The following is a 17,658-nucleotide window of genomic DNA, read 5'->3' on the forward strand; positions in this document are numbered from 1 at the left end:
TTTCCTTAATAAATGTATCCTTTGTATCTCATTAGTATTATCTTAAATTGTGATCTACATTATTTCTTTTCAATTATCTGCATTTCTTATTTATATTATATTTTAATCAAATTGAACTATCCATTGTTCATCTTTTTCAGCCTTAAAGCATAGTTCAATTTGTTCTCTATTAGTTTTTTCTTCTGCAAGAACAGGTAAATTATTAAGCGAAAAATAGCCAATTTCTGTTGTTTCTATATTTTCGATAAAAGTTCCACCTATAATATCACAAAGCACGAATACTTTACATATTCCATAAGCATATAGTGGAACATTATGTTTATTTCTATCTTGAATTGCAATAATTCTCTTAGCAGTAACTTCAAGTCCTGATTCTTCTCTTACTTCTTTTATCGTATTTGACTCTATTGACTCTAATACATCAACCCATCCTCCTGGTAAAGACCATTCTCCACTCGTCTCATGAACAAGCAATATTTTTCCGTCCTTAAAAATTGCAGCCCTTGTATCTAATTTAGGTGTTTGATAACCTTCCTCGTTACAAAAAAGCCTCTTTATCTTATCAACTGGAATGTCGGCTTTATAACTTAGCATTTCTGCTGATATGTTTCTTAATTGTTCATAACGCTCAATGTCATACGCATCTTTTGCATAGGTTAATCCACATTGTGCAATACTTTGTATTTCAATAGCCCATTTTAACCAAGGCTCTTTCAAAAATATATTATTCATAATCTCTCCTATCATTTCTTATTTATATCATATTAAATTTTTATAAAAAATAAACATATATAATTTTCTACTTAAAACTTTTTAATTAATAGATAAATTACAATTTATCCTTTTCTTGCTAAATATAAATCAATTGTATCATATATATTTATTTTGCCACCAACTTCATCAATCGCAATTTTCATATCTCTTTCAAAATTATCCTTTACGTCCTTCAGTAGTGCTCTGTGGTCTGAATATGTATTCAACAATGAAATATATTCATTAGATGTGAGAGTTCTCTTACGATGATATAATTTAGAAATAATATCCTTAAATCCAAATCTTTCTAACTCATTAATATATTTCTGACAATCATTTTGACTAAACTCAATTATTTCTTTATCAAAAGGTCGATATTTATCATATATTCTTCTATTCACAATATTACTTATATCATTCTGTCTATTTGGAAATGGATGATTCCAAAATAAAGCTACAGTTCCATTATCATTTAAAACATTATTTATCTTTTTATATCTTTCTTCTAATGGAAGCCAATGAAACGCTGTTGCACAATACACTAAATTAAAACTCTCCGCTTTAATTGGATATTCTATAAAGTCAGCATTAATAACATTCAAATTCTTATAATTGCTAAATTTATCTTTAACATATCGTGTAAGATTATCTCCCAATTCTATTGCAGTTACATTGCAACCTGTTTTTAAAATTGGTAAGGTTGCCTGACCTGTACCAATACCAATTTCTAAAGCTTTAGAATCACTAGATATATTAGAATAATTAATAACATCTAAAAACAGCTCTTCTGGATAAGTCGGTCTATATTTATCATAGTTATATTCATCTTCATTAAACTTTAATCTCAAATCCATCTACTTTACACCTCAACAAATTTCTGTTTATATCATATTTAAAAGGTATCTTAATACTACCTCATCTGCTATTAACTATAATATTTTTTTGTAAATATTATATACCAAAATTATTTTTTCTTATTACTTATGATACGGTATTTTCACTTATAAAAATACCCTTAATCAAGTTATATCAATGGTTAAGGCTATAAACCTCACTTACTTATGGTATAGTTCATCCTTCATGATCCTAAACTCACTCATATTTACCTATATACCATTACTAAAACTTCTATAGCTTAATTCCTCTAGCTAATAAAAATTCACCATTATCAACTAAAGTTCTTTTGCAATATCCATCTAGTTCTAGCTTTAATAACGTATTCCATGCTACCTTATCTTTCTCTATATCATTAACTGCTTTCCTAAATCCACTAGATACACAAGGACTTCCACCTAATGTAATATCCCCTACTCCACATTTTTGTAATATAGCTTCTAATTCTTCTGCATCAAATAAATGCCTTGCAGGATGAGTCACCATTTCGTGTTTTGGTAAATCTCCAGTTTGAATAACCTGTGGAATATACCAATAATCTGGTCTTCCAAAGAATGATACATAATCAAAATCGTCTCTACCTAGTTGACACCTTATTACACCCCATTTACTATTCACGCTTATCAGAAGTTGCCCACCAGTTTTAGTAACTCTAACCAGTTCCCTTATTGCCTTTTCAGTATTCTCTAAAAGATAATTCAAAGGTGCTCCATAGCAAATAACCGTATCAAAACTATTGTCCTCAAACATTGATAAATCTGCTAAATCCCCATTTATAATTCCATCTATATAAGCTGATAAATTTTCTTCATTTAATTTGCTCTCTGCAATACTTAGTTGTTCCTTAGATATATCAAACAATGTAACTCTACTCTCAGATTTAGCAATTTCTATACTAAATCTACCTGCACCACAACCAGCATCTAGGACTTTCTTTCCCTTGCCTATATACTTTTCAAGAAAATGCATATGTAGATAATAATTAACCCTATCATAAGCTGATAAATCTAGTCTTTGCCATTCTTTCACACCATAGCTGTCATAAAAATCACTAATTTCATTTGGATTATACATTAATATCCATCTCCTTTTTTTCTTGAAATATTTACTTGAAAGTTATTCTACTTTATTCCCTTTAATTCCTTTAATTTCTTTTTTATTCAATTTTTATTTATATTATTTATCTTTAATGTTCCCAACTTATCAAGTACTTGTCAAAGAAAGATATTCAATCTCCAAATTTTGTCTTGCTTTAGAAAAAAATAAGGTTATGTTTTATTTCATTGTTGAAGTTTCCCTCAACATCTGATTTTAAACATAACCAAAATAATTTTCTTAATTTTTAAGTTGAAATTTTTGCTGAAATCCGCATTTTCTCTAAGAGCTTCAAACCCACTTACCCCTAAGCTTTAAACCCTCCAAGAACATAAAAACATAAGTAACTATTAAAAACCCATAGCTCCTTTAACCACTTCCATCTTTTCTTTAGACGTTAACATCTCTAATAATTTGAATGCAACACTTGAAGCTGTTTCGGGACAATAGGATGTAATAATATTTCTATCAATTACTATAGGTTCATTTATTACATCAACATCAAAAGTCTTTAATTCCTTTTGTCTGTATCCACCTTTAAGATGATATGTAGTAGCTTTTCTCTGCTCCAAAACACCACTTTTACCAACGGGTAATGCTCCTACGCATATAGTCGCAATTATCTTATTTTTAGCATCAAACTGTCTTATTAATTCTAAAAAGTTTTCATCATAGGCCTCTTCATAGAACCCAAACTCCTCAAATCCCCCTGGAATAGCAAGTGCATCGTATTCATCAACATTTATCTCATCTATTAGTTTATCCACTCCAATAGGAATATTAAATGTACTGATAACCTGCTTATTAAATCCACAGGTTACAACCTCTGTATCATATCCATAATCATTTTTAGCCCAACCTAATACATCAACAAATACACTTAACTCCATAGTTTCAACACCTTTAGCTAAAAATAATAAAGTCTTCATAGTACATCCCCCCCTAATTAATTATTTAACCTTATTATATATATAAATATCTATGTAAACAATAATTGTACTTACCCATAATCAATAAAATTTAAATTTATCTAAAAAGCAGCAAGATCGTTGTCATAAAAAATGTATGTGTTTAGTAGGATATAAGTAAAATTCCACCTCTTGACTTTGACCATCATAACAACATGAATGATTGGCTTATTGTTGAAAAACCAGAAAATGTAGTTATCCGTACAAGTATTACCTATAATTATGACAACTCAAAACTTTAGTTAGTTTTCTCATGACAATGTGGAACTCATTTTTTCAAGTTTTTTCCCTTCTGAAAAAGCTAGGATTTCTCTGCATGTTTGAATATCATATGTTTTTCGTAATTGATAGCATTCCTTAGATTTAATTCCTTTTTATACAAAGCTAATTTAGCTGAGTTATCTTTAGTGTTCCAACCTTATTAAGTACTTGTCAAAGAAAGATATTAAAAAATCCTTATTTGGAATTACCTCTTTAATTATTTTATTGCACGTATCATAAGCCATATCATAATCAGCCTTTGTTATTATTTTTGATTCAAGAGCCTCTTTCAACTCATCTTCATCAAGGATAACTATTTTAAAATTTGGTGAAACCACAATATCTAAATATAAGTCATCATAAAATGGATTCCCCTGATTATCAATTGAATTTTCTTTTGTCATATCAAAATACCATTCAATTATTTCACCTAAAGTATTATAAATAGCACTAACACACCACTTTTCATTATCAGGTAAAAACATTAAACATTTATAGCCATCATCGAGCAAACATAATTCCGACTCCTCGTAATCAATAGTAATTTTTTGATTTACTTTATTAATCTTAATCAGTGAAATATACCCACTAAATATATCATCTATATGGATATATTTGCATGAATATGAATTTAAAAAATCCCAATTCATTCCGTTTATGAACTTCCTTTTCATAATATTTATCCCTTTCACTATAAAGTAATTGTGTTGCATATAGTATTGATGTTTGATACAAAATAAATTTCATTACATATTTATCCAATATCTTTCATAAAATTGAAACCTTATCTCAATTTCCTTAACCACCTATATTCTATAAGTATAGAGTTCCATTTGTGTAATTTCCAATTAAATTTTTACACCTATTTAAAAATAAAAATAAGGTTATGTTTTATTTCATTGTTGAAGTTCTTCTCAATATCTGATTTTAAACATAACGAAAATAATTCTCTTAAATTTTTAGTTGAAATCTTTGCTGAAATTCGCATTTTCTCTAAGAGCCTCAAACCCAGTTACCCCTAAGCTTTGAACCCTCCAAGAACATAAAAACATAAAAACATAAAAACATTGTAATTCCTATAATTTATGATAATATTTCTTTATAAAAGCATCGTACTTATTCTTATACATTCCTAATTTTTATATTTACTTTATTAATCTTTAATTTTCACCTTTTAATATATCTAAAAATATTATGTATCTAATGAAAGATTCCTAATAAAAAAGCACCTTGCATTTTATTACAACACACTATCAAATATTTATACATTTCCATGTTACAACTTTTCTGCATTTTCATATTGATATTTACACTTCTCTTAATGCAAATCTACCTGATAAATAAGATGAGTTTGTTAATGCTTATAATTCGTTTAAGGTGTAGCTGTTGATAATCAATAAGGTTGCTCCTTAACTTGCATCTCTAGTGATTGCACACACAGTTATAGTATTTTTAAGTATTTTATGTTAAAATAAGGATAACGGTTAGCGAATTGAGGAGGCTGTTTGTTGATAAAATGTTAATCCAGAAAAATGTTATACGGCATCACGCTTACCTACTGAAAGTAATTCATACTAATACTAATCAATTTAAAGAGGTGTGATTATGAATAAAGAGTTTTTTTCTCAAATCACAGGTAAAAATATAAAGAGACAAGAGCTAAAAGATGAAATTAATAAAAGCAAGAAAGAGTCTTTCTTAAGTATAATTGCTGACTTGATTGGCACCATAACAATGCTATGGTGATATTTTTCTTAATAAGGATTCACCAATAACTTAAAATGCAAATCTATATAACATTTAAAAGGCACTTTAATATAAAGTAGCCTTTTAATTATTAAGAAAAGGAATGAGAATAATGAAGAAAAAAATATTAATTTCAATATCTATAGTTGCAATTACCCTAATAAGTTTTCTTATTTTTGGTTTAATAAAAAATAACATTTATGCTTCACCAAAAGGACAGTTAAGCTACAAAGAAAAAAAGCAAGATGCTGAATATTTATTAACCTTTTTAGAAGAAAATTATCCTTACTTCGATCTAAAAAAAAGAACTACAGGATATGATTTTCTAAATCATAAACAGGAACTTATAAATAAAATATCAAAAGCTAAAAACGATAAAGAATTTTACGTAAATGTGTATGAAACTATGAAATTACTTCAGAATAGTCATAGCATAGTAGCGGAGAGTTCTCATATTAATCTATATAAAAATTCATCAGATCAATATGGTAAGTTTAATGGGATAATTGATGTAGAAGCTACTAGTCAGGCCGAATATTGGGATAAAATATATTTAGATTTATTCCGCTTTCCAGATATAAAGTGCCAATATATAGACGGTAATTATGTGGTTAGCTCTTCACTAAATAGTAATATACAAATTGGAAATATCATATCTGAAGTAAATAATATTCCTGTTGAAGAATATTTAAAGAGTAATATGGATAAATACACATTAAAATACGATTTTAGTAGAAAAACATTCTATACAGATACACTATTTTTAGAATTTGGTGTTGATGAAAATAGACTACTTAATGTAAGTATAATAAATGGAGATATTAAAAATGCTCAAGTGCACTTTAGTAAATATGATAAAGATAAACTTTCTAAATTAACTAAAGGAAATTCTTCTATAATTTTAGAAGTTATAACTTCTAAAATTATAGAAGAAGATAATATAGCCTATCTTAAGGTTAATTCTATGTCTGATAATAAAATCCATATGGATGAAGTTGATATTTTTTTTAAGAGTGTAACCGGTTATAAAAATTTAATAATTGATATACGTGGTAATGGTGGTGGATCAGATTTAATGATTAATACTATTATAAAAAATCTTAATTCTAAAGATGATACTGTAGACAATTACTATTGTTATAGAAATAGTAACTTTATGAATGAACTGATTAAAGATTTACCCTATTCAACATTAACAGAAATACCAACTACACTTAAAAATATACCGCTTAATGGTTTTAAAACAGTAAAATACTTGAGAACACTACCATTTGATAAAAATGCATTTGCTGGGAATGTTTATATATTAACTGATAAAGTAGTATATTCATCCTCAGAACAATTTTCTAATATAATTAAACAATATAACTTGGGCAAATTAATTGGAGAAACAACTGGAGGCGATGGAATTGGATCTGCCCCTGTTATAAATACATTACCTAATAGTAAGATGTGCATACTAATACCTTCTTCTATGGGCATTGATTTAGAAGGAAACATCAATGAGGAGGTTCACACATCTCCTGATTATTACGTGGAGCAAAATATAAATGATTATCTAAAAGCTTTAGAATTAAATATTACAGATATAGAATGCAGCAAGTATGATACTGTGTTTAATAAATGTATTGATATTATTAAGAATAATACTTTACCTAAGTAGTAAAATTTCATATGAATATGGAGGTAATGTATTGCAAACTGAAAGATTACATTTTAAATTAATCAATACCAATCCCAAAACGCTTATTAATAATGATGACGTAGATACATTTGGAAATTTCATTCAAGATTCACTTAAAAATTAAAAGTGATTCCTTAAAATGCGTTTCGATGTAATACAAATAAATTAACTACAACCAAGGTAATAACAAGAACATTATGAAATTTAGGAGGTAAGTATATGGATGTTTCACATGTTGTTGAAGGGATTAATAATCTTTTTAATGTAACAAATAAAGAAATCTATTCTCGTGAGTCTGGGGTTACATACCATGCAAATAAAGATGTTAAAAAATTAGGATACTGTGTTAACCTAACCCTTGAAACTATAGAGGAAGCAAGAATTCATGGGGTTGATATGATGGTGACACACCACGATGCTTGGGATGAAATATATGGATTAAAAGAGGCATGCATAGAAAAACTAGCCGAGTATGGTATAAGTCACTACTATAATCACTTGCCACTTGATGACTGTAACTTTGGAACAAATGATAGTTTATTAAAAAAATTGAATTTAGAAAACATGGAAAGAACCCATGAATGGGAAGGATTATATTTTGGTAGAACCGCAGAATATGATGAAGAAATTGAATTTGATGAATTGGTAAAAAACATTGAAAATCTACTTGAAGAACCAGTTAAATTTTGGCGATTTAATAACAAGAATGTGAAGCGAGTAGGCTTAGTCTGTGGTAACGGAGGGACAACAAGTTGTCTTAATGAAGCAATTGAAAATAAATGTGATGTATATATTACAGGTGAATGTAATTTATATACGATTCAATATGCTAGGTTTAAAGGAATAAATCTTATCATTGGTAGTCATACTTTCACAGAATTCTTTGGAATTCAAAGCTTAGCATTGAAATTGAATGATAATAAAAAAGAGCTTGAAATAATAGAACTTAAGGAAGAGCATTATGAAGCGAATATAAGAGAAATTTAATTAGGTATATAAATTGTGAAAAGATCTTTTCTATATTAAAGTATAAAATATAAAATTAAGGCAATTGATTTTATTTAGTCTACACAAAATTATTTAAAGGGCCTTCATACAATTGCCCTCTTTTATTTTATGCTTTAATATATTTCTTCAACACTTTATATTTAAATTGCACCTAATTTATCTTTTTATTCTAAGTAACTTTAAACCAATATTTATTTTTTCACTCTTCTAAAACTATATATGCTTGCCCTGAACTAACAGAGTCTCCCATTGCACAAGCTGAAATTAATTTTACTTTCCATCCTTGTTCTAAGTAAGCATTTACTTCATCTAACCCATCATTCGGCTTCATACCAGCCCAACTTTTAACCCAAATTATTTTTTCCATTCTATACACTCCTTGTCATAATATAAATAATCTGAACGACAATACCTATTTATAGCTTGCAATATAATACTATTCCCCATCAATTATATATTTCTTCAATTCCATTTTTAGAACAATACTTCAAACAACATGTTAATCCAGCTAAATCACACCTTATAATCATAGCAACTTGAGCTCGCTACCAAAATCACAGCGTAATTACATATATTACCGCATATAGATTTAGTAATTTCCATGATGATTTTACCTATGCAAATTAAATTGAAAGGATACATCATCTATATTATAAGACCATGTTAATGCCTACACTACAGATAAATGAATAAGTATATACAAGTATTATTTAAAATTTTAAATCCAGTCATATCAATGGTTAAAGGTATGTCCTAAACACTTTAAACAATAATAGTTAAACATATAAAACAACAACTATCGGTGGTTGTCTTATTTAAATATAAATTTAACTACTGAAAAATAGTATTAATTATTGTAATTATATTATTTTCCAGCAAAATAAGAGTATATCAAATGTAATTACAGAGGTGAGAATATGAAAAATACTAAAAGCGAAGTTTTACAAATAAGACTTACAGAATTAGAGAAAAGAGTTATTAAAGATAAAGCTGATATTATAGGTGGAAAGTGGACAAGCGATATAAAAATATATGTACCATCAGATTCAACGGTAACAGGACCAATGGGGACCGCCATTCTAAAATGGAATTCATTACTTAGTGAAGTTAATGCGAATATTAGAATAAGACAGGTTTTTTTTCAAAATGAAGCAAACGTAATTGTTGAGCCAGTACCATATATGGGTATGCCTATGGGACAAACATTTCTTTATCCCAATTCAAGTAGTGATGTGTATACAGGTGGGAAAGTAAAAATAAACTTAAATAAGTTTAACAATCAAGGTGCTGAGATGCAAACTACTGTAGCAGTACATGAAATATGTCACTTATTAGGACTAAACCATACAACTAGTGGTGATTACAGCATAATGGTTGCAAATGTTGCTGATATTCCTCCAATAGTTTTTCCTACAGACTATGATAAAAGAGAATTAGGACGAATATATTAAAAAGAAAGCTGGCTTTATTAAAGCCAGCTTTCTTTTTAATTTCTATAACCAAACATTGTTTTTATTAGTATATTGTTGTTATATAAATTATAGTATATTACATCATATATAACTGATCGCACAATTCTATTTCCAATATATTCTTTGTACAAAACTAAATCATTATATATATACTTTATATTTTCGCCGTCATATATTATGTGGTTAAAAATAGGGTCTCCTTCAATTGTATAAGTTAAAACCTTCAAGTCAGATGGAATTTTGAGCAAAATGTTATCCATAAAATTACAAAGAGGCAATTTGTTGTTTATTTCATTATAAGGAATGATTACATCTGCATCTTTTATGTTATCAAATGGGGTAAAATGAATCATATTAACTACATCTCCCTATATATAATATTCATTTTAGTATATGCAAATTTAGTTATATAAAGAATTCATATTTTTATATGCTGCCTGTTTGTTGCTAGTAAACAACATATATAACCTACTAAAATTACAATGAAATTACACAAATAAACCCAGAAATATCATTAAGCATATTTCTGGGCTTTTGGACGTTCTATCCTAAGATAGCTCATTTAATCTCCTAGTTAAATTAGAATTTGTTCTACTTTCTATTGTTAGTATCATTATGATTTTTTTATTTGCTTTTTCAGTATAATATAAATAACAATTATAGTAATTGTATATGCAAGAATGAATATTGGAATTGTAGTACTACTTGTAGGGTAAGGTGTAATTATCACCCCATATAACAATGAAATCACCACTGAAATTGGCATGAATAATCCAATTGCTAAATTAGCAAAGTTTATTACAAATGGTATTTTTGATTGAGAGTATATTTTTCCAATGAAGTAGCCTACAATACCAACAACTTGTATAATCATCCCGCCCCAAATAGCTTCAGCTGATTGATCAGCATACCAACCACCAAATGCACAAAATAAACCGATTGCTAAAAATGCTACAGAAGATATTAATAAAATTTGTGAAGTGATATCATTTCCATTCCGCTTTTCTACACTTTTGCATATACCAATCTCTTGTTCATCTTTCAATAAATAATCTGTTGTTACCTCAAAAAAATTGCTTATTTGTATAATATTTTCCAAATCAGGATTTGATTCACCAAGTTCCCATTTTGAAATAGCTTGCCTTGATACGGCAAGTTGTGCCGCAAGTTTTTCTTGTGACATACCTTTTAATTTTCTTAACGATTGTAATTTTTCACCAAACACCATAAAGACCACCTCCTATTTTCTAATCTTAGTTTAATATTTTTCTTGGTTGCATTCTACAAAACAGACCTTGAAATATCGCAACTGACAGTTGCAATACTAGGGCTAATAGCATTTCAATTCTAAGATTATAAAGTATAATTCGATAACTACACCTTATACCCTTCTGGTTTTTACTTTTATTTAATAAATGGTTTTATATATTCAATGTGGATGAATTTGCTACAAATCTAGTGCATCTCTCACTGATTTTACGTATTCATAAACCTTTGGTATTGCTTCTTTACCATGTTGTTCAATAATTTTCACTATTGCGGAACTTACTATGATGCCATCTGCTTTTTTTGCCATATATCCTGCCTGTTCTGGAGTTGATACACCGAAGTCTAAAGCCACAGGGACCTTTGTTTCAGCTCTTACAAGGGCAACCATGGAGTCTACATCTGCCCCAATACTGCTGCGTATTCCAGCTGCTCCCATGGGTGACACGCAGTAAATAAATCCACCTCCTTTTTTAGCTATCCTTGATATCCTATTCCCAGAGGTAGGCACAATAAGGGATATAAAATCCACATCATACTTATCGCACATATTGGAGAATTCCTCCTTTTCCTCAAAGGGAACATCCGGTAGTATTAAGCCCTGTATACCTATTTCTGCGCAGGTCTTTATGAACCTTTCTATTCCATAGGAAAATACCACATTTCCATAAGTCATGAATACCATAGGTATTTTTACAGTTTTTCTAACCCTACCTACCATTTGAAAAATTTTATCTGTGGTGATTCCAGCGTCAAGTCCTCGAAGATTTGCCCCTTGAATCACTGGACCCTCTCCCGCTGGGTCTGAAAAGGGTATTCCAAGTTCAATAAGGTCAACGCCACCTTTCTCCATGGTTTCAATTAGTTTTTCCGTTGTTTCAAGATCTGGATCCCCACATGTAATAAACCCTATAAAGGCCTTCCCTCTCTTAAATGCATCTGATATTCTCATTCTTTAATATCCTCCCCTCTATAACGTGCTATGGATGCGCAATCCTTGTCACCCCGCCCTGAAATATTAACCACAATTATCTTATCCTTATCCATATTTGGAGCTAGTTTCCTTGCATGGGCTAGGGCATGAGCACTTTCAATTGCTGGAATAATCCCTTCCATCCGTGAAAGATATTCAAAGGCCTCCACCGCTTCCTTATCTGTAACAGCTACATATTCACATCGACCTATATCATGTAAATATGCATGTTCAGGACCTATTCCTGGATAATCAAGACCTGGGGAAATTGAATAAACAGGTGCAATTTGTCCCCACTTATCTTGACAAAAGTAACTTTTCATACCTTGAAATATTCCAAGACTGCCAACCGTAATAGTTGCTGCGGTGTCAAAACTTTCAACGCCCCTGCCTGCAGCTTCACAGCCAATTAATCTCACCGTTTCATCCTCAATAAAATTGTAAAATGCTCCAATGGCATTTGAGCCACCTCCCACACATGCAATGACTACATCTGGGAGTTTTCCTTCCTTAGACAAGGATTGCTCCTTAATTTCTTTTGAAATAACAGCCTGAAAATCTCGTACAATAGTTGGAAATGGATGAGGCCCAACCACAGAACCTATTACATAATGGGTATCTGAAATTCTACTTGTCCAATGGCTCATGGCTTCAGAAACTGCATCCTTTAGTGTTGCCGTTCCACTAGTCACTGGAACTACCTCTGCCCCAAGAAGACCCATTTTGTAAACATTCAGTGCCTGTCGTTTGGTGTCCTCCTCTCCCATGAAGATAGTACACTTCATCCCCATAAGAGTTGCAGCTGTTGCTGTAGCAACCCCGTGTTGTCCTGCGCCTGTCTCAGCTATGACACGAGTCTTTCCCATTTTTTTTGCTAGAAGAACTTGCCCAAGAACATTGTTAATCTTATGTGCACCAGTATGGTTTAAATCCTCACGTTTAAGATAAATTTTTGCCCCGCCAAGATCCTCTGTGATGTTCTTAGCATAGTAAAGTTTAGAGGGACGGCCGGCGTACTCATTAAGTAGGTAGCTAAGTTCCTCCTTAAATTCAGAGTTATCTTTATAGTAATTATATGCATTTTCAAGTTCTATTATTGAGTTCATCAAAATCTCTGGAATATACTGACCTCCATGGGTTCCAAATCTTCCTTTTATCATTTTTACTACTCCTTTCAATACCCTAAAGTGTGTTATCTTAAAATTGTTTATATGAAGATTATATACATTGGACTTTCTCAAATGATTCAAGAATAATTCATACTTTCCTCTCCTTTTTTTGTCGAGAAAACAAAAAACTCGCCCTCGACAGTATAATCTGTCAAGGACGAGTTAATAAACCCGTGGTACCACCTTGATTTATGGCATTGCCATACACTCTGCGAAATACTAACATATTTCCGACTACTTACGTAAGTCATAACGTCACAGAATACTCAACTGTAAAAATACAATCTTTAACTGTGCCCTCAACGGTCCATTTAATAAGCAGTGGCTGCTTGATTCTCATCATCCCAAGCTCTCTGTATGCTCTTATCCTATTTTTATCTCCGTATCAACGGTTTAATATTCATTTATATACATTATATTCCATTAATATTTAAGTGTCAATGCATAAAAAACTAATTTGTTTTCATTTTTCAAGTTCAATGGTGTTTTATAGCTCTATTTGCACCTTTCTTAGGTGAATTCCTTTATACTCTTAATTCTTATGTACCTTTTTTGTTCCAAAATTTAAAGTAGCTTTCCCTAATTTTTTTCAATATGACCCTTTGCGACAACTCTTATTAACTTACTTCCTGGAATAAGTTCAAATAAATTTGTACAAAAACATAATAAATTAAATTTTCACAAAATTATGTACAATTACAAATTCATCTGTTATTATTAATATAACAGATGAATACGTATGCATAACAACCTGTAATTATCGCATTTTTATCTAATATAACAGGTTAAATAAAGTACGTATTCACAAAATAACAGTAATAATGCATAGGGGGCTTTAAATTGAGTAAATATCAGAACGCAAAACAAGTGGTCAGAGAGTATTTTGAGGCTTTGGAGAAAGCAGCGCCTGAAGAGGTCGAAAATGTTTTAAGTAACTACATGAGTGAAGATTACAATTGGAAAGGAGTTTATCCATTTAGAGAGCAACACTCTATAAAAGATGTATCTGAAAATTTTTGGACACCTTTAAAAAAATCCTTGAAGCATATTCAAAGACGTCAAGATATCTTTATTGCAGGAACTAATGAGATTGATGGAAATCAATGGGTTATGAGTATGGGACATCTAATGGGACTATTTGATGAGGATTGGCTAGGAATAAGACATACTAGAAAGATGACAAGCTTAAGATATGCTGAGTTTAGTTGTGTAGAAAATGGAAAAATCACTAAAACAGGTATGTTTATAGATATCATTGGATTTATGATTCAAACGGGAACATATCCATTACCTCCAGAAACAGGCACTTATTTTGTTTATCCAGGTCCAAGGAACCATGAAGGATTATTATTTGATGATGCACAAGAAGATGATAGCGTAAAAACATTAAACCTAGTTAACAAAATGGTTGATGATTTATCTAAATTAAACTCAAGTGGTTCAATGGGGTGTCCGCCAGAAATCCTTGAAAAATCATGGAAGGAAGATATGATTTGGTATGGTCCTGGTGGAATAGGTGCATCTTATACAATACCAAGGTATCAAGAGCAACATCAGCTTCCATTTAGAAATAATTTGAATGGTAAAACCTTTAATGGGCACCTATGCAGATTTGCTGAAGGTAATTTCGCTTGCTTCTTTGGATGGCCTAATTTAACCAATATACCATGTGGTGGATTCCTAGGGTTACCTGGTGGAGATATTAAGGCAGATATGCAGGTTGTTGATGTTTACTGCAGAGAAGGAGATAAACTTTCAGAAAACTGGGTGCTGATAGATATACCTTATTGGTTAAAGCAGCAAGGCTTAGACATTTTAAAGCGTACAGAAAGTATTCTTAATAAATAGATTTAATAAAAATTATTAATAAAGGGGAGTTAATTTTGGTGAATATTGATGATGCAGTAAAAAATAATGAGGTTAAACATGGAAAAGAAAAAATTGAAGTTAAATCAACAGATGATAAAGGGAGTACAAATGTATTCTATGGAAATTCTAGTGAGGTTACACCAGTAGGATATCTTGATTATAATGATTTTTCTAAAGAAACAAAGAGAGAACAAGATATGCCTGGATTTGATTCACAATATAGAGACTTTGTAGACTACATTGTGAAAATTACCCATAACATTTGGGAAGAAAAAGGAATCGGAATTATTTATGATACTTATCACAATAATGTTACCATGCATTGTGGTTCTTCTAACTTAGTTGGAATAAAGGATGTCGTAGCAAATACATTGCAAACTCTACACGCTTTCCCAGATAGAAGATTAATTGGACAAAATGTTATTTGGTCTGGTTATGGACAAGAAGGATTCTTATCTTCACACAGGGTGCTATCTACAGCAACTAATTTAGGAGATAGTAGCTTCGGGCCTGCCACTGGCCGTAAAATTAACTTTAGAACAGTTATTGATTGTGCAACTACTAGAAATAGAATCCATGAGGAATGGCTTGTTAGAGATAACCTATGGATAGTAACTCAGCTTGGATTTGATCCACATGAAATTGCTAAGAACATGGCTAAAGCTAGTGCTACTAGGAAACCAGCCCTACAATCCACCTATGGTTTATGTGAGTCAATGGAAGGTCAGTACATGCCAATTCTTTATAAGGCTAAAGATGATTCTGTTGGTGAAATTATGCTAGAGATGGCTAGTAGAGTTTATAACTATAAATTAATAAATGAAGTAAAAAAATACTATCACAATAATGCAGTTGTACACTTTGTTTGTGATAAGGATTTAAACGGTTATGATGAAATCCAAGGAATGTTAATTAGCCTATTAGCATCAGTTCCAAATGGAAGCTATGAAGTTGAAAGAGTTACATGTAATAAGAGTTTAAATTGTGATGGCTACGATGTTGCAATGAGATGGAGATTACGTGGACTTAATGAAGGAATCGGATATTTTGGACAACCTTCTGGTAAACATATTGATGTCATGGGAATCAATCACTACCATGTAATAAATGGGAAAATTAAAGAAGAGTGGATGACTTTTGATGGCATGGATGTATTAAAGCAAATGTACATGGGAATCGAAGAATAAATAAAAATAAGTAGGTGGATTTAAAATGATTAATAATGTAACAAAATCAAATGTTGAAAATGACATCATTTTAGGAAAAGACTATACCAATCTTCAAAGAGGAATTGCTTATTTCTCAATAGCAATAATTTACTTCTTTTATTGTTACAACTTCATGGTTGGAACCTTTGTTAAGCCAACTATGATTTATGAAGTAACACAAGGTGGATTTGGATTTACTTTAAAGCAAACTGAAGAGATTTTCGCAGTCATGTCTTTTGGTACAATTCCTGGAACCTTTATCTTTGGGTATTTATCCTCTAAGATTGGAAAGAAGAATACTCTTATGACCGTTGCTGTACTAATATCAGCAACCACATTCATACCAATGTTATCACCAACAAACGTTATACTTTGGAAAGTAGCTCGTTTCTGTACAGGTTTTGTTTTAGGTGGAGTTTTTGGAACAGCAATGCCACTTGTAGCTGATATGTTCCCTACAAAATATAGAGGAAAACTTGCAGCTACTTTAACAGCCCTCTTCTCATTAGCTATGATATTTGGTGGAAAATTATACGGATCACTTGGAGATGCTAATTGGAAGATTTTAATGTATACTGCAATAATACCTCCAATCCTTGGAGCTATTATGACGTTCTTCTTTGTTCCTAATGATGCAGAATATACTAAGGAATTAGTTAAAAAAGGTAAAGAATCTGGAGAGAAAATCAACTACCTAAGTATGTATAAGGGTAAATATCTTTGGATTGGAATAGGTGTTATACTTTTATCGGGAGCTAATTTTACAGCTTATTCAGCATTCTCAAATAATGCAACTACTTATCTAGTTACAGGTGTAGGCTTAACAGCAGCAGTTGCAGGATCAATATACAGCCTTCAAGGAATTGGACAACTCTTTGGATATCTAGTTTGGGGTTCTATTGCCGATAAGTTTGGAAGAAAGATACCTGCAATAGGTATGGCTTTAAGTGCCGTTTGTGTTTTTGCTTATACAAAGTTAAGTGGAGATAACGTTACAGCGTTCTATATAACTTCACTTCTTATTGGATTTGCAGTAGGATATTCAGGAGCATGGGGAGCTTATTACACAGAGTTATTCCCAAGCAAATATCGTTCACTTTCTTCTGGTATATCATTTAATGGTGGACGAATTATCTCTACCTTTGCAATACCAGCAATTGCAGGAACTGCATTAGGCTCATCAGGAATGTTAACTATATTCTATATTTCTATAGCAGTATTCATTACTGGAACCATTGTGTGGTTAGTATTACCTGAAACATTAGTAAAGAAATAATTATTTGATAATTAAT

At 30.8% G+C, this 17,658-nt stretch carries 17 protein-coding genes; 7 read left to right on the plus strand and 10 right to left on the minus strand.

The annotated features are described in order from the left end of the window. Nucleotides 1–102 precede the first annotated feature (102 nt). The 5 genes from RSA29_RS01995 to RSA29_RS02015 form a co-directional block, all read right to left on the minus strand. Nucleotides 103–732 carry an NUDIX hydrolase gene (locus RSA29_RS01995; RefSeq protein ID WP_346941599.1) on the minus strand — a complete coding sequence of 210 codons (630 nt, stop codon included), beginning with the start codon at nt 730–732 and terminating at the stop codon, nt 103–105. 104 nt (nt 733–836) lie between these two features. After that, entirely contained in the window at nt 837–1,607 is a 771-nt protein-coding gene (locus RSA29_RS02000) for a methyltransferase domain-containing protein (RefSeq protein WP_346941598.1), read from the minus strand. A gap of 274 nt (nt 1,608–1,881) precedes the next feature. Then, the gene (locus tag RSA29_RS02005; RefSeq protein ID WP_346941597.1) at nt 1,882–2,721 is read right to left on the minus strand and encodes a class I SAM-dependent methyltransferase; all 840 of its coding nucleotides are present in this window, start codon (nt 2,719–2,721) and stop codon (nt 1,882–1,884) included. Nucleotides 2,722–3,092: 371 nt separating this feature from the next. Further along, on the minus strand, nt 3,093–3,671 hold the full coding sequence (locus RSA29_RS02010) for a DJ-1/PfpI family protein (RefSeq protein ID WP_346941596.1): 579 nt from the start codon (nt 3,669–3,671) through the stop codon (nt 3,093–3,095). A 443-nt stretch (nt 3,672–4,114) separates the two neighbouring features. Beyond that, nucleotides 4,115–4,645 (minus strand): DUF402 domain-containing protein, encoded by a 531-nt coding sequence (locus RSA29_RS02015; protein WP_346941595.1) that lies wholly within the window; start codon nt 4,643–4,645, stop codon nt 4,115–4,117. Nucleotides 4,646–5,576: 931 nt separating this feature from the next. Here RSA29_RS02015 and RSA29_RS02020 point away from each other — a divergent pair. The 3 genes from RSA29_RS02020 to RSA29_RS02030 all read left to right on the plus strand — a co-directional run bounded on the left by RSA29_RS02020 (nt 5,577) and on the right by RSA29_RS02030 (nt 8,388). Next, a complete protein-coding gene (locus tag RSA29_RS02020) occupies nt 5,577–5,717 on the plus strand; it encodes a hypothetical protein (protein WP_346941594.1) in 141 nt (46 codons plus the stop codon). Between the two features lie 112 nt (nt 5,718–5,829). Further along, on the plus strand, nt 5,830–7,380 hold the full coding sequence (locus tag RSA29_RS02025) for a S41 family peptidase (RefSeq protein WP_346941593.1): 1,551 nt from the start codon (nt 5,830–5,832) through the stop codon (nt 7,378–7,380). 240 nt (nt 7,381–7,620) lie between these two features. Then, on the plus strand, nt 7,621–8,388 hold the full coding sequence (locus RSA29_RS02030; RefSeq protein ID WP_346941592.1) for a Nif3-like dinuclear metal center hexameric protein: 768 nt from the start codon (nt 7,621–7,623) through the stop codon (nt 8,386–8,388). Between the two features lie 220 nt (nt 8,389–8,608). Here RSA29_RS02030 and RSA29_RS02035 read toward each other — a convergent pair whose 3' ends face one another. Then, complete coding sequence (locus RSA29_RS02035; protein WP_346941591.1) at nt 8,609–8,776, minus strand: hypothetical protein; 168 nt, start codon at nt 8,774–8,776, stop codon at nt 8,609–8,611. A gap of 550 nt (nt 8,777–9,326) precedes the next feature. Between RSA29_RS02035 and RSA29_RS02040 the strand changes: the two genes are divergently transcribed. Next, nucleotides 9,327–9,860, plus strand: coding sequence for a matrixin family metalloprotease (locus tag RSA29_RS02040; protein WP_346941590.1), 534 nt, complete (start codon nt 9,327–9,329; stop codon nt 9,858–9,860). A 35-nt stretch (nt 9,861–9,895) separates the two neighbouring features. Here RSA29_RS02040 and RSA29_RS02045 read toward each other — a convergent pair whose 3' ends face one another. The 4 genes from RSA29_RS02045 to trpB form a co-directional block, all read right to left on the minus strand. Continuing rightward, the gene (locus RSA29_RS02045; protein WP_346941589.1) at nt 9,896–10,234 is read right to left on the minus strand and encodes a DUF4362 domain-containing protein; all 339 of its coding nucleotides are present in this window, start codon (nt 10,232–10,234) and stop codon (nt 9,896–9,898) included. Nucleotides 10,235–10,494: 260 nt separating this feature from the next. Next, nucleotides 10,495–11,109 carry a helix-turn-helix transcriptional regulator gene (locus RSA29_RS02050; protein WP_346941588.1) on the minus strand — a complete coding sequence of 205 codons (615 nt, stop codon included), beginning with the start codon at nt 11,107–11,109 and terminating at the stop codon, nt 10,495–10,497. Nucleotides 11,110–11,328: 219 nt separating this feature from the next. Next, nucleotides 11,329–12,099, minus strand: a complete 771-nt coding sequence (gene trpA, locus RSA29_RS02055) for a tryptophan synthase subunit alpha (RefSeq protein WP_346941587.1) — start codon at nt 12,097–12,099, stop codon at nt 11,329–11,331. After that, the gene (gene trpB / locus RSA29_RS02060; protein ID WP_346941586.1) at nt 12,096–13,280 is read right to left on the minus strand and encodes a tryptophan synthase subunit beta; all 1,185 of its coding nucleotides are present in this window, start codon (nt 13,278–13,280) and stop codon (nt 12,096–12,098) included. The genes trpA and trpB overlap by 4 nt, the downstream gene beginning before the upstream one ends. Before the next feature lie 849 nt (nt 13,281–14,129). Here trpB and RSA29_RS02065 point away from each other — a divergent pair. The 3 genes from RSA29_RS02065 to RSA29_RS02075 are packed head-to-tail and all read left to right on the plus strand — an operon-like array spanning nt 14,130 to nt 17,642. Further along, nucleotides 14,130–15,137 carry a hypothetical protein gene (locus tag RSA29_RS02065; protein WP_346941585.1) on the plus strand — a complete coding sequence of 336 codons (1,008 nt, stop codon included), beginning with the start codon at nt 14,130–14,132 and terminating at the stop codon, nt 15,135–15,137. A gap of 38 nt (nt 15,138–15,175) precedes the next feature. Beyond that, nucleotides 15,176–16,345 (plus strand): ester cyclase, encoded by a 1,170-nt coding sequence (locus RSA29_RS02070; protein WP_346941954.1) that lies wholly within the window; start codon nt 15,176–15,178, stop codon nt 16,343–16,345. 25 nt (nt 16,346–16,370) lie between these two features. Beyond that, a complete protein-coding gene (locus tag RSA29_RS02075; RefSeq protein ID WP_346941584.1) occupies nt 16,371–17,642 on the plus strand; it encodes an MFS transporter in 1,272 nt (423 codons plus the stop codon). Nucleotides 17,643–17,658 lie beyond the last annotated feature (16 nt).

It is taken from the genome of Clostridium sp. (genome assembly GCF_036660475.1).
GTDB lineage: Bacteria > Bacillota > Clostridia > Clostridiales > Clostridiaceae > Clostridium_J.

Excerpts from the sequence above, each read along its gene's own strand:
- RSA29_RS02040 (WP_346941590.1), top strand. The coding sequence starts at position 9,327 with ATGAAAAATACTAAAAGCGAAGTTTTACAAATAAGACTTACAGAATTA.
- RSA29_RS02045 (WP_346941589.1), bottom strand. The coding sequence starts at position 10,234 with ATGATTCATTTTACCCCATTTGATAACATAAAAGATGCAGATGTAATC.
- RSA29_RS02050 (WP_346941588.1), bottom strand. The coding sequence starts at position 11,109 with ATGGTGTTTGGTGAAAAATTACAATCGTTAAGAAAATTAAAAGGTATG.
- trpB (WP_346941586.1), bottom strand. The coding sequence starts at position 13,280 with ATGATAAAAGGAAGATTTGGAACCCATGGAGGTCAGTATATTCCAGAG.
- RSA29_RS02000 (WP_346941598.1), bottom strand. The coding sequence starts at position 1,607 with ATGGATTTGAGATTAAAGTTTAATGAAGATGAATATAACTATGATAAA.
- RSA29_RS02075 (WP_346941584.1), top strand. The coding sequence starts at position 16,371 with ATGATTAATAATGTAACAAAATCAAATGTTGAAAATGACATCATTTTA.
- RSA29_RS02035 (WP_346941591.1), bottom strand. The coding sequence starts at position 8,776 with ATGGAAAAAATAATTTGGGTTAAAAGTTGGGCTGGTATGAAGCCGAAT.
- RSA29_RS02030 (WP_346941592.1), top strand. The coding sequence starts at position 7,621 with ATGGATGTTTCACATGTTGTTGAAGGGATTAATAATCTTTTTAATGTA.
- RSA29_RS02005 (WP_346941597.1), bottom strand. The coding sequence starts at position 2,721 with ATGTATAATCCAAATGAAATTAGTGATTTTTATGACAGCTATGGTGTG.
- RSA29_RS02015 (WP_346941595.1), bottom strand. The coding sequence starts at position 4,645 with ATGAAAAGGAAGTTCATAAACGGAATGAATTGGGATTTTTTAAATTCA.
- RSA29_RS02025 (WP_346941593.1), top strand. The coding sequence starts at position 5,830 with ATGAAGAAAAAAATATTAATTTCAATATCTATAGTTGCAATTACCCTA.
- RSA29_RS02020 (WP_346941594.1), top strand. The coding sequence starts at position 5,577 with ATGAATAAAGAGTTTTTTTCTCAAATCACAGGTAAAAATATAAAGAGA.
- trpA (WP_346941587.1), bottom strand. The coding sequence starts at position 12,099 with ATGAGAATATCAGATGCATTTAAGAGAGGGAAGGCCTTTATAGGGTTT.
- RSA29_RS02010 (WP_346941596.1), bottom strand. The coding sequence starts at position 3,671 with ATGAAGACTTTATTATTTTTAGCTAAAGGTGTTGAAACTATGGAGTTA.
- RSA29_RS01995 (WP_346941599.1), bottom strand. The coding sequence starts at position 732 with ATGAATAATATATTTTTGAAAGAGCCTTGGTTAAAATGGGCTATTGAA.